This is a genomic window from Corynebacterium humireducens NBRC 106098 = DSM 45392 (assembly GCF_000819445.1).
Taxonomy (GTDB): Bacteria; Actinomycetota; Actinomycetes; order Mycobacteriales; family Mycobacteriaceae; genus Corynebacterium; species Corynebacterium humireducens.
Genome location: NZ_CP005286.1, coordinates 62,976 through 77,656 on the forward strand (window position 1 = coordinate 62,976; position 14,681 = coordinate 77,656).

The 14,681-nt window shown below is 69.2% G+C and carries 12 protein-coding genes; 8 read left to right on the forward strand and 4 right to left on the reverse strand.

The genetic code is table 11. The features are described 5' to 3' along the window. Positions 1-30: 30 nt before the first annotated feature. Positions 31-918 (reverse strand): esterase/lipase family protein, encoded by an 888-nt coding sequence (locus tag B842_RS00300; RefSeq protein ID WP_052437636.1) that lies wholly within the window; start codon positions 916-918, stop codon positions 31-33. A gap of 61 nt (positions 919-979) precedes the next feature. Here B842_RS00300 and B842_RS00305 point away from each other — a divergent pair, with 61 nt between their 5' ends. The 4 genes from B842_RS00305 to B842_RS00320 all read left to right on the forward strand — a co-directional run bounded on the left by B842_RS00305 (position 980) and on the right by B842_RS00320 (position 6,835). Then, the gene (locus B842_RS00305) at positions 980-1,495 is read left to right on the forward strand and encodes a ferritin (protein ID WP_040084526.1); all 516 of its coding nucleotides are present in this window, start codon (positions 980-982) and stop codon (positions 1,493-1,495) included. A 151-nt stretch (positions 1,496-1,646) separates the two neighbouring features. Continuing rightward, the gene (amn, locus tag B842_RS00310; protein ID WP_040084528.1) at positions 1,647-3,059 is read left to right on the forward strand and encodes an AMP nucleosidase; all 1,413 of its coding nucleotides are present in this window, start codon (positions 1,647-1,649) and stop codon (positions 3,057-3,059) included. Positions 3,060-3,149: 90 nt separating this feature from the next. Next, positions 3,150-4,079, forward strand: a complete 930-nt coding sequence (locus tag B842_RS13025) for an RNase H family protein (RefSeq protein WP_052437637.1) — start codon at positions 3,150-3,152, stop codon at positions 4,077-4,079. A gap of 44 nt (positions 4,080-4,123) precedes the next feature. After that, positions 4,124-6,835: an FAD-binding and (Fe-S)-binding domain-containing protein gene (locus B842_RS00320; protein WP_040084529.1), complete on the forward strand. Its 2,712-nt coding sequence runs from the start codon at positions 4,124-4,126 to the stop codon at positions 6,833-6,835. A gap of 11 nt (positions 6,836-6,846) precedes the next feature. On the opposite strand, the gene B842_RS00325 is transcribed toward B842_RS00320, so the two are convergent. Together B842_RS00325 and B842_RS00330 are read right to left on the reverse strand one after the other, a co-directional pair. Then, positions 6,847-7,563 (reverse strand): FadR/GntR family transcriptional regulator, encoded by a 717-nt coding sequence (locus tag B842_RS00325; RefSeq protein WP_040084531.1) that lies wholly within the window; start codon positions 7,561-7,563, stop codon positions 6,847-6,849. Positions 7,564-7,572: 9 nt separating this feature from the next. Next, positions 7,573-9,240, reverse strand: coding sequence for an L-lactate permease (locus B842_RS00330; protein WP_040084532.1), 1,668 nt, complete (start codon positions 9,238-9,240; stop codon positions 7,573-7,575). 191 nt (positions 9,241-9,431) lie between these two features. Here B842_RS00330 and B842_RS00335 point away from each other — a divergent pair, with 191 nt between their 5' ends. From B842_RS00335 to B842_RS00345, 3 genes are read left to right on the forward strand one after another with little or no spacing between them, the layout of a single operon-like run. Continuing rightward, entirely contained in the window at positions 9,432-10,196 is a 765-nt protein-coding gene (locus tag B842_RS00335) for a (Fe-S)-binding protein (protein WP_040084534.1), read from the forward strand. Next, positions 10,175-11,602 (forward strand): LutB/LldF family L-lactate oxidation iron-sulfur protein, encoded by a 1,428-nt coding sequence (locus B842_RS00340; protein ID WP_040084535.1) that lies wholly within the window; start codon positions 10,175-10,177, stop codon positions 11,600-11,602. Before B842_RS00335 ends, B842_RS00340 begins: the two co-directional genes overlap by 22 nt. Next, positions 11,599-12,186, forward strand: coding sequence for a LutC/YkgG family protein (locus tag B842_RS00345; protein ID WP_040084537.1), 588 nt, complete (start codon positions 11,599-11,601; stop codon positions 12,184-12,186). Before B842_RS00340 ends, B842_RS00345 begins: the two co-directional genes overlap by 4 nt. Before the next feature lie 223 nt (positions 12,187-12,409). Here B842_RS00345 and B842_RS00350 read toward each other — a convergent pair whose 3' ends face one another. Then, positions 12,410-12,736: a hypothetical protein gene (locus B842_RS00350; protein WP_040084538.1), complete on the reverse strand. Its 327-nt coding sequence runs from the start codon at positions 12,734-12,736 to the stop codon at positions 12,410-12,412. A 465-nt stretch (positions 12,737-13,201) separates the two neighbouring features. On the opposite strand from B842_RS00350, the gene B842_RS00355 reads away from it, so the two are divergent. Then, positions 13,202-14,671 carry a DUF3375 domain-containing protein gene (locus B842_RS00355; protein WP_040084540.1) on the forward strand — a complete coding sequence of 490 codons (1,470 nt, stop codon included), beginning with the start codon at positions 13,202-13,204 and terminating at the stop codon, positions 14,669-14,671. The last annotated feature ends 10 nt before the right edge of the window (positions 14,672-14,681 follow it).

Sequence of the window (14,681 nt, forward strand, 5' to 3'; positions counted from 1 at the left end):
TCGGGGTACTTCCGCACAGCCCGGCTGCTCTCAGGGCGCGATCGCGTCCAGCGCCTCGCGCACGATCCGGCGGACGCGGGCGTCGCCGGGCAGGTCGACGTGCAGCACCCGGGACTTCGGCTCGACGTCCTGGACGATGATGTTGGTGATGTCCGCCTCCGGGTCGTCCGACTCGAGGAAGCACGTCTCCAACGGCTGGATGATGGTGTCGAACCGGGTGGCGATGTTCGTGTACCCCACCCCCTCCTCGACGGGGCCGTCGGCGTTGATCTCGTCGAGGAGCGGGTGCCCGGTGATGAGCTGGAAGCCGGAGGGGCCGAACCACGAGGAGATCGCCGAGGTGAGCATCGACTCGCCGATCCGCGTGCTCGTCATGCCGGAGAGCATGCCGCCCATCGTCGTCCCGTGGTTCGGCACGCCGAGGGTGACCAGGTGGCGGACCTTCGGGGCGCCGTCGAGGACGCGCATCCAGTAGCGGGCGAGGATCCCGCCCTGCGAATGCCCGACGAGGACGACCTGGCGTGCGCCGGTGACCTGCAGGACGGCGTCGATGTACGCGCCGACCTGCTCCGCGGACTCCTCGACGCGGTCGGTGCAGCGGTGGCCGAACTCGGGGGCGAAGACGGCCCAGCCGTCCGCGCGCAGGTCGACTGCGAGGTTCTGCCAGATGCCGTTGGTGTCGCCGGTGCCGTGGATGAGGATCACCGGCCAGGGCCGTTCGGGAGTGGGGCGGGCGCGCCAGTCGTCCTCGAAGTGGCCGCGCGCCGGGATGCGGGCGGCCAGGGGGAGGTCGGGTTTGGTGGCCACCCGCGGCGGCCGGACCTCCCCGTCCTCAGTGGTCCTGTCGCGGGTGGTGCGGAGGCGGTGGAGCCGGTCAGCGAGGTCCCTCTGCAGTTCTGCCAGGTAGTCGGTCGCCATGGGGCCAGCCTAGCGGCGCATCATCAGTGACACCCGCCACAAACGTGCCTAGCATGGAGCCATGAAGATCAACGACAAGCTACTCGACACCCTCAACAAGCAGGTCACGGCGGAGCACCAGGCCGCCCTCATCTACCAGCAGCTGGCATACGACCTCAACGCGCTCAGCTTCTCCGGCATGAGCTCGTGGATGATGGCGCAGGCGGATGAGGAGCGCGCCCACGCCGAGAAGATCGCCGACCACATCCTGGCCCGCGGCGCGAACGTGAAGCTCGGGGACATCGAGATCCCGGAGCTGGAGGTCTCCTCGCCGCTCGACGCGTTCACCATCTCCCTCGAGCATGAGCGGCAGGTCTCGGAGATGATCCGCAACCTGGCGCGCGTGGCCGATGAGGTGCAGGACCTCGACTCCCGCACCCTGGTGAACTGGTTCCTCAACGAGCAGATCGAGGAGGAGGACACCGTCGGCGGCATCATCGACCAGCTGAAGCTCGTCGGCGAGGACGGCGCGGGACTGCTGCGTATCGACGCCCGCCTGGGCGCCGAGCGGGATCCCCTCACGGGTCCGGCGCAGTAATTTCCGCGAAACCCTAGACAATGAAGGGTAGCCTAACCTATTCTGATGGGGCTCCAACCTCTTCTGGACTGAGGCGGGAATCGGTGGACGTGGTGGTTCACCCCGATTCCCGCCTCAGTGCATTCCGGGGAATCTCGCTAGGCTGGCGGCCATGCACCAGGTTTTCGACGTCGACGAGGCCGTGGACGGACTCGTCGAGATCTACGACCATTCCACCGCCCTCGCCCGCACCATCCTGGATGAGGGCACCTACGACGAGTACCGCGACGTCGTCTACCCGAAGATCATCGTCGACGTGAAGGAATGGCGGCCCATCGACCGCAACGAACCCTTCGGCTACGTCGACGAGGCCGGCCGCTACTCCGCGACCCTCTCGAAGCCCCACATCATCAGGGACTACCTGCGTGACCAGCTCACCCGGCTGACCGGCAACTACCCGTGCGACATGTACATCGGGCCGTCGTCGGAACGCATCCCGCCGGAGTACATCCGCGGCATCGAGGGCATCTCCGAGGCCCGGCGGGCCGGGGAGGGCGCCGCCGAGATCCCCCGCCCGACGCTGGACAATGTCCACGACGCCATCGTCGACGGCGAGTGGGAGGCGTTCCACGGCGTCGAGAAGCCGCTGTTCCACTTCGGCCCGCAGCGTTTCGACATCGCCTGCGCCCGCATCGAGCACTACACGGGCATCGAGGTGGAGACCCTCCAGCGCTTCATCCTCTTCACCAACTACGACATGCACACCACCGAGTTCGTGAACTTCGGCGTCGCCGAACTCGCCCGCGGGGACTCCCGCTACACCGACCTGCTGCTGCCCTCCGGGCGGCAGATCTCCCGCGACCGGGCCTCCCTCGTGGACGCCCCCTCACTCAACCTCGCCTCCCGCTACCAGATGCCCCGCTACGACCTGTGCACCCGCGACGGCGACGGCATCACCATGATCAACATCGGCGTCGGACCGTCGAACGCCAAGACCATCACCGACTGCCTCGCGGTCCTGCGCCCCGAGGCGTGGATCATGATCGGCCACTGCGCCGGCATGGACGGCCGCATGCGCATCGGCGACCTCATCCTCGGCAACGCCTACCAGCGCCAGGACAGCATCCTCGACAGCCACATCTCCCACGACATCCCGATCCCCGCGATCCCGGAGATCCAGATCGCCCTGGAGAACGCCGTCGAGGAGATCTACGGCGACGACAACTCCCTCATGCGTACCGGCACCGTGCTGTCCACCGCCGACCGCAACTGGGAGTGGCACACCCCGCGTGACCTGTGGGAGAACCTCCGCGGCTCGACCGCCGCGGCCGTCGACATGGAGTCCTGCGCCCTCGCCACCAACGGCTACCGCTACCGCGTGCCCTACGGCGCGCTGCTGTCGGTGTCGGACCTGCCGCTGCACGCCGTGCCGAAGCTGCCCGCCCAGGCGCAGGCCTTCTACTCCAACTCGAAGGAGGCGCACGTCATGTGCGCGGTCCGCGCCGTCGAGTCACTCGCGCAGGACCCCGAGCGACTGCGCACCCGCAAGCTGCGGCGCGCGATCGGGGAAGTGCCGTTCAGGTAGGTCGCCTGTTCGAGGTCCCGCCCGCTCATGTCGGCCCCTCGGGGGACAGTGGAGGTGAAAAGCCCCCCTGACCCCGAGGAGTTGATCCCCATGTCCACGCACATCCCTGTCGCTGTCATCCAGCACCAGCGTTTCATCCACCGCGTCACCGGAGCGGAGTCTCTGCTCCTGTCCAGCGCGGTGGAGGGGGAGGAGGCCGTCACCGGGTGGCACCCGGTAACGGACGGCTGCGGCGGCCGCGAGTGGGTCGTCGAGAGGTTCCTCGCGCTGTGGGCCGCCCACGGGGCCCGGGGACTCGTCCTCTACGTCCCCGACCGCCTCATCCGGGACCTGCTCGCCGAGCAGCTCGACGCGTTCCCGGGGCTCGTCCTGCGGGACGTGGTCAGCGGTGCGCGGCTCGTCGCCGCCTGGGAGACGTGCCGCGCGGCCTTCGAGGAGCAGCGCGAGGAGCGTTTCCCGGAGCCGCCGCCGCGCCCCGCGCCGGAGGAGGCGCCGCCGCTGGTCATCGCGACGGACGCCTCCCGCGGCAGCCGCGGGAAGGTCACCGGCCTGGGCATCGCGACGTCCGCCGGGCAGGTGCAGATGCTCAGCACCCGGACCGACACGATCCTGGCCGGGGAGTTCGCGGCGGTCAACGCGGCGCTGGAGAGGTACTTCTCGACGTCGTGGACCCTCGACATCCTCACCGACTCACAGAAGGTGTGGGCCCGACTCAACGAGGAGCACCTCCTCGAGGGCCCCATGCGCAGCCCCGAGGAGACCCGCTGCGTGCAGCGCGTGTGGGACATGCGCCGTCTGGGCGCCACCGTGCGGGTGCACTGGGTGCGCGGCCACAACGGGCACGTGCTCAACGACGTCGCGGACCGGGCCGCGGTGGCGGCGCGTCGGAAGGCACAGTGGAAGCTGGACGACAGCAGCGCGATCCTGGAACGCCTGCGCACGGACCTCCGAGAGGAGCTGCGCACCTGCGGCGACCTCGTCCCGCGGGCGGAGTCCCGGGACTACCGGGCTGCGGCGTAGAACACCTCACCAGGCACAATAGAGGTGTGAAACTTCGCACCGACATGCAGACCCGCGCCGCCTACAGCTCCGACGCGTCGATCTTCCGGCGTATCCCGGCGGCGGTCGCGGAGCCGGCGGACGTCGAGGAGGTCCGCGACGCGATCCGGCAGGCCCAGCTCATGGGCTGGCCGGTGGTGGGCCGCGGCGGGGGCACGTCCGTGGCGGGCAACGCGATCGGCGACGGCCTCATCATCGACACCTCGCGTCACTTCAACCGCATCCTCGCGATCGACCCCGACGCGCGTACCGCCACGGTGGAACCGGGCGTGATCTGCGATGACCTGCGGGCGGCCGTCGCAAAGCACGGGCTGACCTTCGGCCCGGACCCGTCGACGCACTCGCGCGCGACGATCGGCGGCATGATCGCGAACAACGCCTGTGGCTCGCACTCCGTCGCGTACGGCACCACCGCGGACAACCTCGTGTCCGTCACGATGATGCTTGCCGACGGCCGCCTCGTCACCGTCGACGGGCACGGCTGCGACGACCCCGAGATCGACGCGGCCCTGCGGCAGCTCGTGGACGAGCACCACACCCTCATCGACAACGAACTCGGGCACTTCGCCCGGCAGTCCTCGGGCTACGGCCTGCACCACCTGGCGACGAGCCCGGTCAAGGCGATCGCCGGGTCGGAGGGCACCCTGGGCATCATCACCGAGGCGACCGTCCGGCTCGTGGAGCTGCCGCCGGCGAAGGCGCTGGCGGTGCTGGCCTTCGACACGGTCTTCGACGCCGCGCGGGCGGGTGCGCAGCTGCGCACACACCCCGGCATCGCCGCGATCGAGGGCATGGGCGGCGACCTCGTCGACGCGCTGCGCACCAACCCCGACCTGCCGGGCACCGACCCTGACCTGCCGGGGGAGGACGCCGGCGGCTGGCTCTTCTGCGAGGTGACGGGCGCGACCCCCGCGGAGGCGGAGGCGGGGGCCGCGGCGATCCGGAAGGGCGTGGCGAAGCGGATCGTCACGGACCCGGAGGAGATGCGCGCGCTGTGGCGGATCCGGGAGGCGGCGGCGGGCATCGTCACGCGGCTTCCCGACGGCGGCGAGGCGTGGCCCAACTGGGAGGACTCCGCCGTCCCGCCGGAGAATCTGGCCGACTACCTGCAGGGGCTCTACGACCTCATGTCCCACCACGGCCTGCGCGGCATCCCCTTCGGGCACTTCGGCGAAGGCTGCGTGCACGTGCGCATCAGCTTCGACCTCGAGTCGGAGGAGGGTCGCCGCACCTTCCGCCGGTTCATGCGCGACGCCGCCCTCCTGGTCACCAGCCACGGCGGCAGCCTGTCCGGCGAGCACGGTGACGGCCGTGCGCGTTCCTCCCTGCTGCGTGCCATGTACTCCCCGGCGCTGCGCGACGTGTTCGAGCAGTTCAAGCTCATCTTCGACCCCGACCGCATCTTCAACCCCGGCGTGCTCGTGTGGGCGGAGAACTTCGCGGAGGGCCTGCGGATCGGGCGGGGGCAGCGGCGCCACGAGATCAGGCCGGTGCACCGCCTGGAGTCCGACCGGGGTTCCCTGGTCAACGCGGTGAACCGGTGCGTCGGCGTCGGGTCGTGCCGTTCGATGAGCGGTGCGATGTGCCCGTCCTTCCAGATCACCCACGATGAGGTCCACTCCACGCGCGGCCGGGCGCGGCTGCTCTCCGAGGCGATGCGCGGCGAGACCCTCGACGGCTTCCACTCGGAGGAGGTCCGCGACGCCCTCGACCTGTGCCTGTCCTGCCGCGCCTGCGCGAGCGAGTGCCCCGTCGGCGTCGACATGACCACGTACAAGGCCGAGTTCCTCCAGGAGCACCACCGCGGACGCCGACGTCCCCGCGCGCACTACGTGCTGGGCTGGCTGCCGCTGCTCATGCACACGCTGCGCCGCACGGGGCTGCGTCGCGTCGCCGCCCGCAGTCTCCGCGCTCCGGGCATGGCGCGGGTCCTCGGCCTGGACCCGGGGCGTCCGCTCATCAGTCTGCGGGAGGGGAGGATCCGGACGGGACGGACAGCCGGGGAACGCGGCACGGTGGTCCTGTGGCCGGACACCTTCTCCGGGATGGACTCGGCGGCGGCGCAGGCGGCCGTCGAGGTGCTGGAGATGCTCGGCTACCGCGTGGAGATCCCCCGCGGCTTCGTCTGCTGCGGCCTGACCTGGCACTCCACGGGGCAACTGGGGATGGTCAAGCGCGTGCTGCGGCGCACGGCGCGGGTCATGCGGCCCTGGCTGGACCGGGAGCTGCCGGTCATCGGCGTGGAACCCTCGTGCACGGTCATGCTCGCCGACGCCCCCTCCCTCACCGACGACCCCGACGTCGCCCGCCTCGCCGCCGCGACCGTGTCGTGGGCCGAGTTCGTGGCCCCCGCCCTGGCGGAGCTGGACGTGGACGTCGAGGACCTGCAGGCCCTGACGCAGGTGCACTGCCACGAGCGTTCCGTGGGTGACCCCACGCACTCGGCGGCGATCCTGCGGGCGCTGGGAGTGGCGGAGGAGCAGATCGCCACCGGCTGCTGCGGCCTGGCCGGCAACTGGGGTTTCGAGCCCGGGCACGCCGGGATGTCGCTTGAGCTGGGTGAACGTGAGCTCTTCCCCCGCGTGCGGGCCCTGGACCCGGACGCGGAGGTCATCGCCGACGGCTTCTCCTGCCGCACCCAGATCGAGCAGGGCACCGGGCGGCGGGCGCGGCACCTCGCCGAGGTGGTGCGCGACGTGCTGCGCGCGCAGGACTGATCAGGCCGGGATCAGCCGCCCAGCTGCGAGAACCACGTGATGTGCTCGCGCAGCAGCTCGGCGGCCTGCGCGCCCTGCCGCTTCTCGACGGCCGCCAGGATCGCCCGGTGCTGCTCCTGCAGGCGGCGGGCGATGGCGGGCCAGTCGGGGTTGTTCGCGACGGTCTCGCTGATGTAGCTGATGGTGGCCTGCCGCAGCGAGGCCATCATCGTCTCCACGACGACGTTGCCGGCCAGTGAGGTGAGCAGGATGTGGAACTGCGCGTCGAGGGCGTGGAAGTCCGCGGCCGGGAGGCCGGGGTGGTCCATCTGGTCGAGGACCTCGCCGGCGCTGCGGAGGATGGCGGCGCGTTCCTCGGAGTCGGGCGCGATGCGGGGGTCGGCGGAGTCGTGGGCGGCCTGGGTCTCCAGGAGGAGACGGGTCTGCACGAGGTCGCGGACGGGCAGGGCGCGGGTGGCCACGTGCATCCGCAGTGCCCAGGCCAGGGCGGCGGAGGGCTCGGAGATGACGATGGCGCCGGCGTTGGGGCCGGATCCGACGCCGGAGCGGACGAGCCCCATGGCGTCGAGAATGCGGGTGGCCTCGCGGACGGAGGCGCGGGAGATGCTGAACTGCTCCGCGAGGGCCCGTTCGCCGGGCAGTTTGTCGCCGACGACGATCTCGCCTGAGCGCAGCTGTTCCTCCAGCCAGTCGAGGACGACGGAATAGGCACGCGGAGCTGTGGTCATGCCCTCATACTAGACGGGGAGCATGCCCGCCAGAACGTTCGACTGCAGGTAGACGAGGGTGCACAGCACGAGCAGCAGGCCGACGGACCACCAGACGACGGAGCGGAAGATGGCGGACTCGCGGCCCTCGAGGTTGACGGCGGTGGCGGCGATGGCCAGGGACTGCGGGGAGATCATCTTGCCGACCACGCCGCCGGAGGTGTTCGCAGCGGTCATGAGGTGGGGGTCGAGGCCGGTCTCCAGGGCGGCGGTCTTCTGCAGGTTGGCGAACAGGGCGTTGGCCGAGGTGTCCGAGCCGGTGACGGCGGTGCCCAGCCAGCCGAGGACGGGGGAGAGGAACGCGAAGACGGCGCCGAGTCCGGCGACCCACGTGCCGATGGCGATGGTCTGCCCGGAGAAGTTCATCACGTACGCCAGGGAGAGCACGCTGATGATGGTGAGCGCGGACCAGCGCATCTTGTGGAAGCAGCGGCCGATCTCCAGGGCGGCGTCGGCAAGCGAGAGCCGGAAGCGGCCGCCGTGGTCGAACGCGGCGTAGATGACGGCGACGAGCGCGCCGGCGATGAGCAGCAGGGTGCCGGGGGAGGACAGCCACTGCAGCTTGTACACGGTGCCGCCCAGCGGCGTGCCGTCGGCGGCGAGGAGGCGGTCGTCGAGGCCGGGCCACGGGATGCGCACGTCGGTGGCGGCGAGCAGGGCGGGGACGTTGACGCCCCAGGTCCACAGCTTGGCGACGCCGAACACGGCGACGACGAGCACGTAGGGCAGGACGGCCATCCACACGCGGCCGGGGGTGAGGGCCTCGGGGGCCGCGGGCTTCTCGACGCCGAGGCGCTCCCGCACGTTCTCCGCGCCCTGCGGACGCCAGAACCGCAGGAGGAGGACGGCAGCGGCGAGGCCCGCGAGTGCGGCGACGATGTCGGTGAGCTCGTAGGAGAAGAAGGTGGCGCACCACCACTGGGCGACGGCGAAGGAGAGGCCGATGGCGAGGGCGGCGGGCCAGGCCTCGCGGAGGCCGCGGACGCCGTCGATGATGAGCAGGAGGATGAAGGGGACGAGCACGGCGAAGAAGGGGGCCTGGTGGCCGACGACCGCGCCGATGACGGCCGGGTCGAGGTCGGTGAGCGTGCCGGCGGTGGTGATGGGGATGGCCACCGCGCCGAAGGCGACGGGGGCGGTGTTGGCCAGCAGCACGACGGTGGCGGTCTTCAGCGGGGTGAGGCCGAGGGCGAGGATCATCGTCGCGGTGATGGCGACGGGGGCGCCGAAGCCGGCGAGCGCCTCGAGGAGGCCGCCGAAGCAGAAGGCGATGAGGATGGCCTGGATGCGCAGGTCACCGCCGCCGATGGTGTCGAAGATGGTGCGCATGTCCTCGAAGCGGCCGGAGAGCACCGTGACCTGGTAGAACCACAGGGCGAGGACGACGATCCAGACGATGGGGAAGAGCCCGAAGACGGCACCCTGGCTGGCGGAGAGCAGGGCCAGGTCCCAGGGCATGCCGAAGCCGAGGACGGCGACGAGGAGCGCCACCGCGAGGGCGGTGAGTCCGGAGACGTGTGCGCGGGCCCTGACGGCCAGCAGCATGACGAAGAACATGATGAGGGGGAGGGTGCCGACGAGTGCCGACAGGGCGAGGTTGCCGCCGACGGCGTCGGTAAGCGCGGTATAGGTGGTCACGCGGATCTCCTAGAGTGGGGGATGTGGTCGGACCACTGTGGTCAGTCCACGGCAGGTTATATGTCGTGGATCACACACGTCAAGGGTCGGGTGTGGAAAAGTGTGCCTTGCGTCACCCCGGTGGGCTGGCCTACTATGGTCTGACCACAGTTGGTCAGTCGCCACCTTGTCCACCTCCACCTGGAGAAACCATGAAAATAGCCCTCTTCGCCACGTGCATGGTCGATGCCATGTTCCCGCGCGTAGCGGTCGCCACCACCCGCATCCTCGAACGTCTCGGCCATGAGGTCATCTTCCCCGAGAACCAGGGCTGCTGCGGCCAGATGCACGTCAACAGCGGCTACCTCGCCGACGCGCTGCCCGTCGTCCGCAACCACGTCCGCGCCTTCGCCGACGCCGACATCATCGTCGCGCCCTCCGGCTCCTGCGTCGCCTCCGTCCGCCACCAGCAGCCCATGGTCGCCCGCGCCGGCGGCGACACCGGCCTCGAAACCGAGGCCGTGTCGGTCGGGGAGCGCACCTGGGAACTGTCCCAGCTGCTCATCGACGTCCTCGGCGTCACCTCCGCCGCCGAACTCGGCTCCTGGTTCCCCCACACCGTCACCTACCACCCCTCCTGCCACGGCTCACGCCTCCTGCGGCTCGGGGACCGGCAGCTCGACCTCATCCGCACCGTCGACGGCATCGACGTCCGCCCGCTTCCCGACGCCGCCGAGTGCTGCGGCTTCGGCGGCACCTTCTCCTTCAAGAACCCCGACGTCTCCGGGGCGATGGCCGAAGCCAAGATCCGCAACATCGCGGGCTCCGGCGCCGACATCTGCACCGGCGGCGACACCGCCTGCCTCCTGCACCTGGGAGGGGCGATGGAGAAGAGGGGCGTCGGGAAGCAGACCCTGCACTTCGCTGAAATCCTCGCCTCGACGAAGGAGGAGCCGTGGGCCGCACCGTCCAACTAGGAATCCCCACCTACGGGCAGGGCAACCTGCACGCCGCGCAGCCGTTCCCGGCGGCCGCGCGGGAACAGATGCGCAACGAGCAGATGCGCGCCAACATCCGCCACGCCACCCACACCATCCGCGACAAGCGCGCCTCCGTGGTGGAGGAGCTGCCCGACTGGGAGGACCTGCGCGCCGCCGGGTCCGCACTCAAGGAGACCGTCATGGCGCGGCTGCCGGAACTGCTCGAGCAGTTCGAGGCCGAGTTCACCGCCCGCGGCGGTGTCGTGCACTGGGCGCGGGACGCGGCGGAGGCGAACGCGATCGTGGAACGCCTGGTCCGTGAGACCGGGGAGACCGAGATCCTCAAGGTGAAGTCCATGGCCACCCAGGAGATCGGACTCAACGAGCACCTGGCCACGGCCGGGATCAACGCGATCGAGACCGACCTGGCGGAGCTCATCGTGCAGCTCGGCGAGGACAAGCCCTCCCACATCCTCGTGCCCGCCATCCACCGCAACCGCCGCGAGATCCGCGACATCTTCGCCGGCCACATGCCCGGACCACTCACCGATGAGCCCCGCGTGCTGGCCGAGGCCGCACGTAGGCACCTCCGTGAGAAATTCCTCCGCGCGAAGGTGGCCGTCTCCGGCGCGAACTTCGGCGTCGCGTCGACGGGCACGCTGGCAGTCGTCGAGTCCGAGGGCAACGGCCGCATGTGCCTCACGCTGCCGGAGACGCTGATCACGGTGATGGGTATCGAGAAGATCGTGCCCTCCTTCGAGGATCTCGAGGTCTTCCTCCAGCTCCTGCCCCGGTCCTCCACCGGCGAGCGCATGAACCCCTACACCTCCCTGTGGACCGGCGTCCACGAGGGCGACGGACCGCAGAACGTCCACCTCGTGCTCCTGGACAACGGCCGCTCCGCGGTGCTGTCCGACCCGGCGGGACGTTCGGCACTGCACTGCATCCGCTGCTCCGCGTGCCTCAACGTCTGCCCCGTCTACGAGCACGCCGGCGGCCACGCCTACGGCTCCACCTACCCCGGACCCATCGGCGCGATCCTGTCGCCGCAGCTCACGGGCCTGTCCTCGGAGGAGAACGCGTCGCTGCCCTTCGCCTCCACCCTGTGCGGCGCGTGCTACGACGTCTGCCCCGTCAAGATCAACATCCCCGACATCCTCGTCCACCTGCGCGCCCGCGCCGTCGAGGAGGTGGAGAAGCCCGGCCAGATGTCCCTGCTCATGAGAGGCATGTCCTGGGCGATGCGCTCCGGGCGCGTCATGTCCGTGCTCGAGCGCGCGCTGCCGCTGGTGCGCTTCCGCATCCGCTGGCTGCCCGGCCTCGTCGGTGGCTGGACACGCGAACGCGTCATCCCGGCCCCGCCGCAGCAGTCCTTCCGCCACTGGTTCCAGGAGAATCGATGAACGCCCGAACCGAGATCATGCAGCGCCTGCGGGCGTCCCTGTCCGACGCCCCCGCTGCGCCCGAGGTGCCCCGTGCTTATCGACGCACCTCCGTCCGTGACGCGTCCGAGGTCCGCGAGATGCTCGTCGACCGCCTGGAGGACTACCGGGCGACGGTGCACTCCGCCACGGTGGAGTCGTTGCCGACGCTCCTCGACGGACTGGTCACCGGACCCGTCATCCTCCCCGACGGCCTCGACCCGATCTGGCTCCCCCTCGCCGAGGAGGTGACCGACCCGTTGGACGCGGCCTGCGTCATCACCTCGTCGACCGTCTCCTGCGCCGAGACCGGCACCATCTTCCTCACCGGCCGGGCGGACGAGGGACGCCGCGAGCTCTCCCTCATCCCCGACCACCACATCTGCATCGTGCCTGCCGGGACGATTGTGGAACTCTTCCCCGAGGCGTGGGAGCGGGTGGCTTCGGTCGGGTTGGAGGGGCCGATCACCATGATCTCCGGGCCGTCCGCCACCTCCGACATCGAACTCGAACGCGTCGAGGGGGTGCACGGGCCGCGGCGGCTGGACGTGGTGATCCTGGGGTAGGGGCGGTCTTCCGTGGCGGGAGAGCTTCTCGATGACTCCCGTGAACAGCAGCATCCGTGTGGCACCTCCGGATCGAACTCGGACGTGTTGAGGATGCGCACGGGCCCGCGGCAAGGCGGGACGTGGTGGTGCCGGTTAGTGGAGCCATGGGACGGATCCAGCGTCACGAGGAGACAGGTTGGGGGTGTCCCGGTGAGACGGGACCCCTCCCTGGTCCATGTGGTCAGCCGGTGATTTCCTGTCGGCGGATACGGAACGCCTCCTCCAGTCGATGCTGGGTGCGTGCTGAATAGCGGCTGAATCCCAACATGGAGGCCGTGGCACGGCCGAGGAGCTCGAAGGAGCCGTCGTCGATGACTGGTATGACGAGGACTTCATGGAACGCGAACCTCAGCGCATTGGCCAGTTCCCGCAGGGGCATGTCCTGGATGGGGACCTGGCCATCCACTTCCCTGAATTGGTTCCACCTCACGGGGTCAAGTCGGGTGGGCCAGACGAACTCGATTTCGGTCGAAGACTCAACCTGGATTTGTTCCGTGGGTATGAGCACGTCGATATTCCGGTTGAGCTTCGCAGATGTCCGTTCACGGCCGAAGCACTTGGCCAGAATGACCCGGAGGGGTTCGGAGGGTATCTAGAACACTGATGCGAAGTGTTGGCCGCTGATGTCTTGGGGTCCGGTGTCATTCCGTGAAGGGCGGGCTCGAGAGTCGAGAATGGGCGCAACCATGGCCTCGGGCCCGGCGCTTGCTGGCAACTAAATCTGCGGGCGTAACCCTTCGGTGCCGAGTGCGAACGCGTTGATAGGGTGCGCCTTCAGTATGAGCTTGCTGTTGCATCTGTGGGGAGGGTTTTGGCTTCACTGGCAGTGTTTCACGGGAAACGCTGCGCCGCGGGGGTGTATGCACTTTTCAGCTCCGGGCTTCGGCTTCTCGATGAGAGTTGGGGCGGCGGGGGTCGAACACCTCTTCATATTCAGGCAGCGCATGTCAGGGTCGTGCGGTACTAAAGAGTCATGAGTCTGGTTTCCCATGCGCTCGGCTTCGCGCGCTTCCGCAGGACGTCCCCTGTGATGTCGCTGCTGCGCAGCGATCATCTGCCGGTGGTGCTGGCCGTGGTGGCACGCTACTTCCCGCAGGGGGCGGTGGCCCGGCCGGTGCAGGAGATCTACGCGCTTCTCGACGAAGACCTGCGCAATCTCAATGCCGAGGGCTTCTCTCTGCCGCGTGGCCCGCAGGATTACGTGGGCGACTGGGTGCGTAGTGAGTGGTTCATCCGCCGGCCGGGAACCAGCCGCACCGGTGAGACGATTGAGCCCAGCGAGGAGTCGCTGGCGGTGCTCGATGCACTGCAGCGCTGGGATCGACCGCACCGTACCGTGTCGGCCTCCCGGATGGAGGCGCTCTCGCAGGCCCTGCAGACCCTCGCCCGGGAATCGGATCCGGACGCAGGCCAGCGTCTCGCCGAGCTGGAGCGCGAACGTGAGGAGATTGACAGACTCATCGACTCCACCCACCGGGGTGAGTTCGAGGTGCTCACGTCAGCGCAGATTCAGGAGCGAGTGGGGGACATTCTGGATCTGGCTGCATCGATACCGGCGGATTTCGCGCGCGTGCGCCAGGAGATCGGTGATCTCAACCGGCAGCTGCGTCGTCAGCTTCTTGACCCGGAGGATCCGCGCGGTGACGTCCTGGAGGAGATCTTCCGGGGGGTGGATCTCATCGGCGAATCGGATGCCGGTCGCAGCTTCAACAGTTTCTTTGATGTCCTGCTGGATCGGGAACGTTCCACGCTGATCGACCGGTGGATCAGCGAGGTTCTCGGGAGGGACGCCACCGGGGAGATCCCGGAGGAACTGCAGGTCCGTCTGCACCGGGTTTTCCGGGACATGGAGGAGTCCAGTTACGAGGTCAGTGATGAGATGACTTCGCTGGCGCGCAGCCTGCGGCACTACGTCACCACCGATGAGTTCGCCGAGAATCGGCGCATGGTCCAGTTGCTGCGGGAAACCCGGCACGCCGCCGCGCAGGCGGCCCAGGCGGGGGCGGTGCATCCGGTCAACCAGATGGAGACCCCGTTGGTGCGGATCGGCATGCAGGTGCGTTCGGTGGCAGCACTGCGGCTGCGGAACCCGGGCGAGGAGCAGGTCGGGCAGCAGCCGGAGAAGGTCGCTGAGGTCGAGCTGAACACAGACACCCTGCTCGCAGAGATCCGGGCCAGTGAGATTGACTTCGAGGAGCTGGAGGAAGCGGTGGCCAGAGCTCTCGCACTTCACGTGACCGCCACCATCGCTGAGGTCATGCATCAACATCCTCCGACGCAGGGCTTGGCGAGCGTGGTTGGTCTCCTGCACCTGGCCATGCAACGAGGATCTCCCACTGGTGCCCCGCAGGTTGTGGAGTGGGAGGATGAAGGAACGAGACGAAGGGCGAGGATCAGCGGTTGGCAGTTCACACGTCCGGACACCACAGAGGAGCAGCGATGACGGAACCGAT

Excerpts from the sequence above, each read along its gene's own strand:
- B842_RS00300 (WP_052437636.1), bottom strand. The coding sequence starts at position 918 with ATGGCGACCGACTACCTGGCAGAACTGCAGAGGGACCTCGCTGACCGG.
- B842_RS00305 (WP_040084526.1), top strand. The coding sequence starts at position 980 with ATGAAGATCAACGACAAGCTACTCGACACCCTCAACAAGCAGGTCACG.
- amn (WP_040084528.1), top strand. The coding sequence starts at position 1,647 with ATGCACCAGGTTTTCGACGTCGACGAGGCCGTGGACGGACTCGTCGAG.
- B842_RS13025 (WP_052437637.1), top strand. The coding sequence starts at position 3,150 with ATGTCCACGCACATCCCTGTCGCTGTCATCCAGCACCAGCGTTTCATC.
- B842_RS00320 (WP_040084529.1), top strand. The coding sequence starts at position 4,124 with ATGCAGACCCGCGCCGCCTACAGCTCCGACGCGTCGATCTTCCGGCGT.
- B842_RS00325 (WP_040084531.1), bottom strand. The coding sequence starts at position 7,563 with ATGACCACAGCTCCGCGTGCCTATTCCGTCGTCCTCGACTGGCTGGAG.
- B842_RS00335 (WP_040084534.1), top strand. The coding sequence starts at position 9,432 with ATGAAAATAGCCCTCTTCGCCACGTGCATGGTCGATGCCATGTTCCCG.
- B842_RS00345 (WP_040084537.1), top strand. The coding sequence starts at position 11,599 with ATGAACGCCCGAACCGAGATCATGCAGCGCCTGCGGGCGTCCCTGTCC.
- B842_RS00355 (WP_040084540.1), top strand. The coding sequence starts at position 13,202 with ATGAGTCTGGTTTCCCATGCGCTCGGCTTCGCGCGCTTCCGCAGGACG.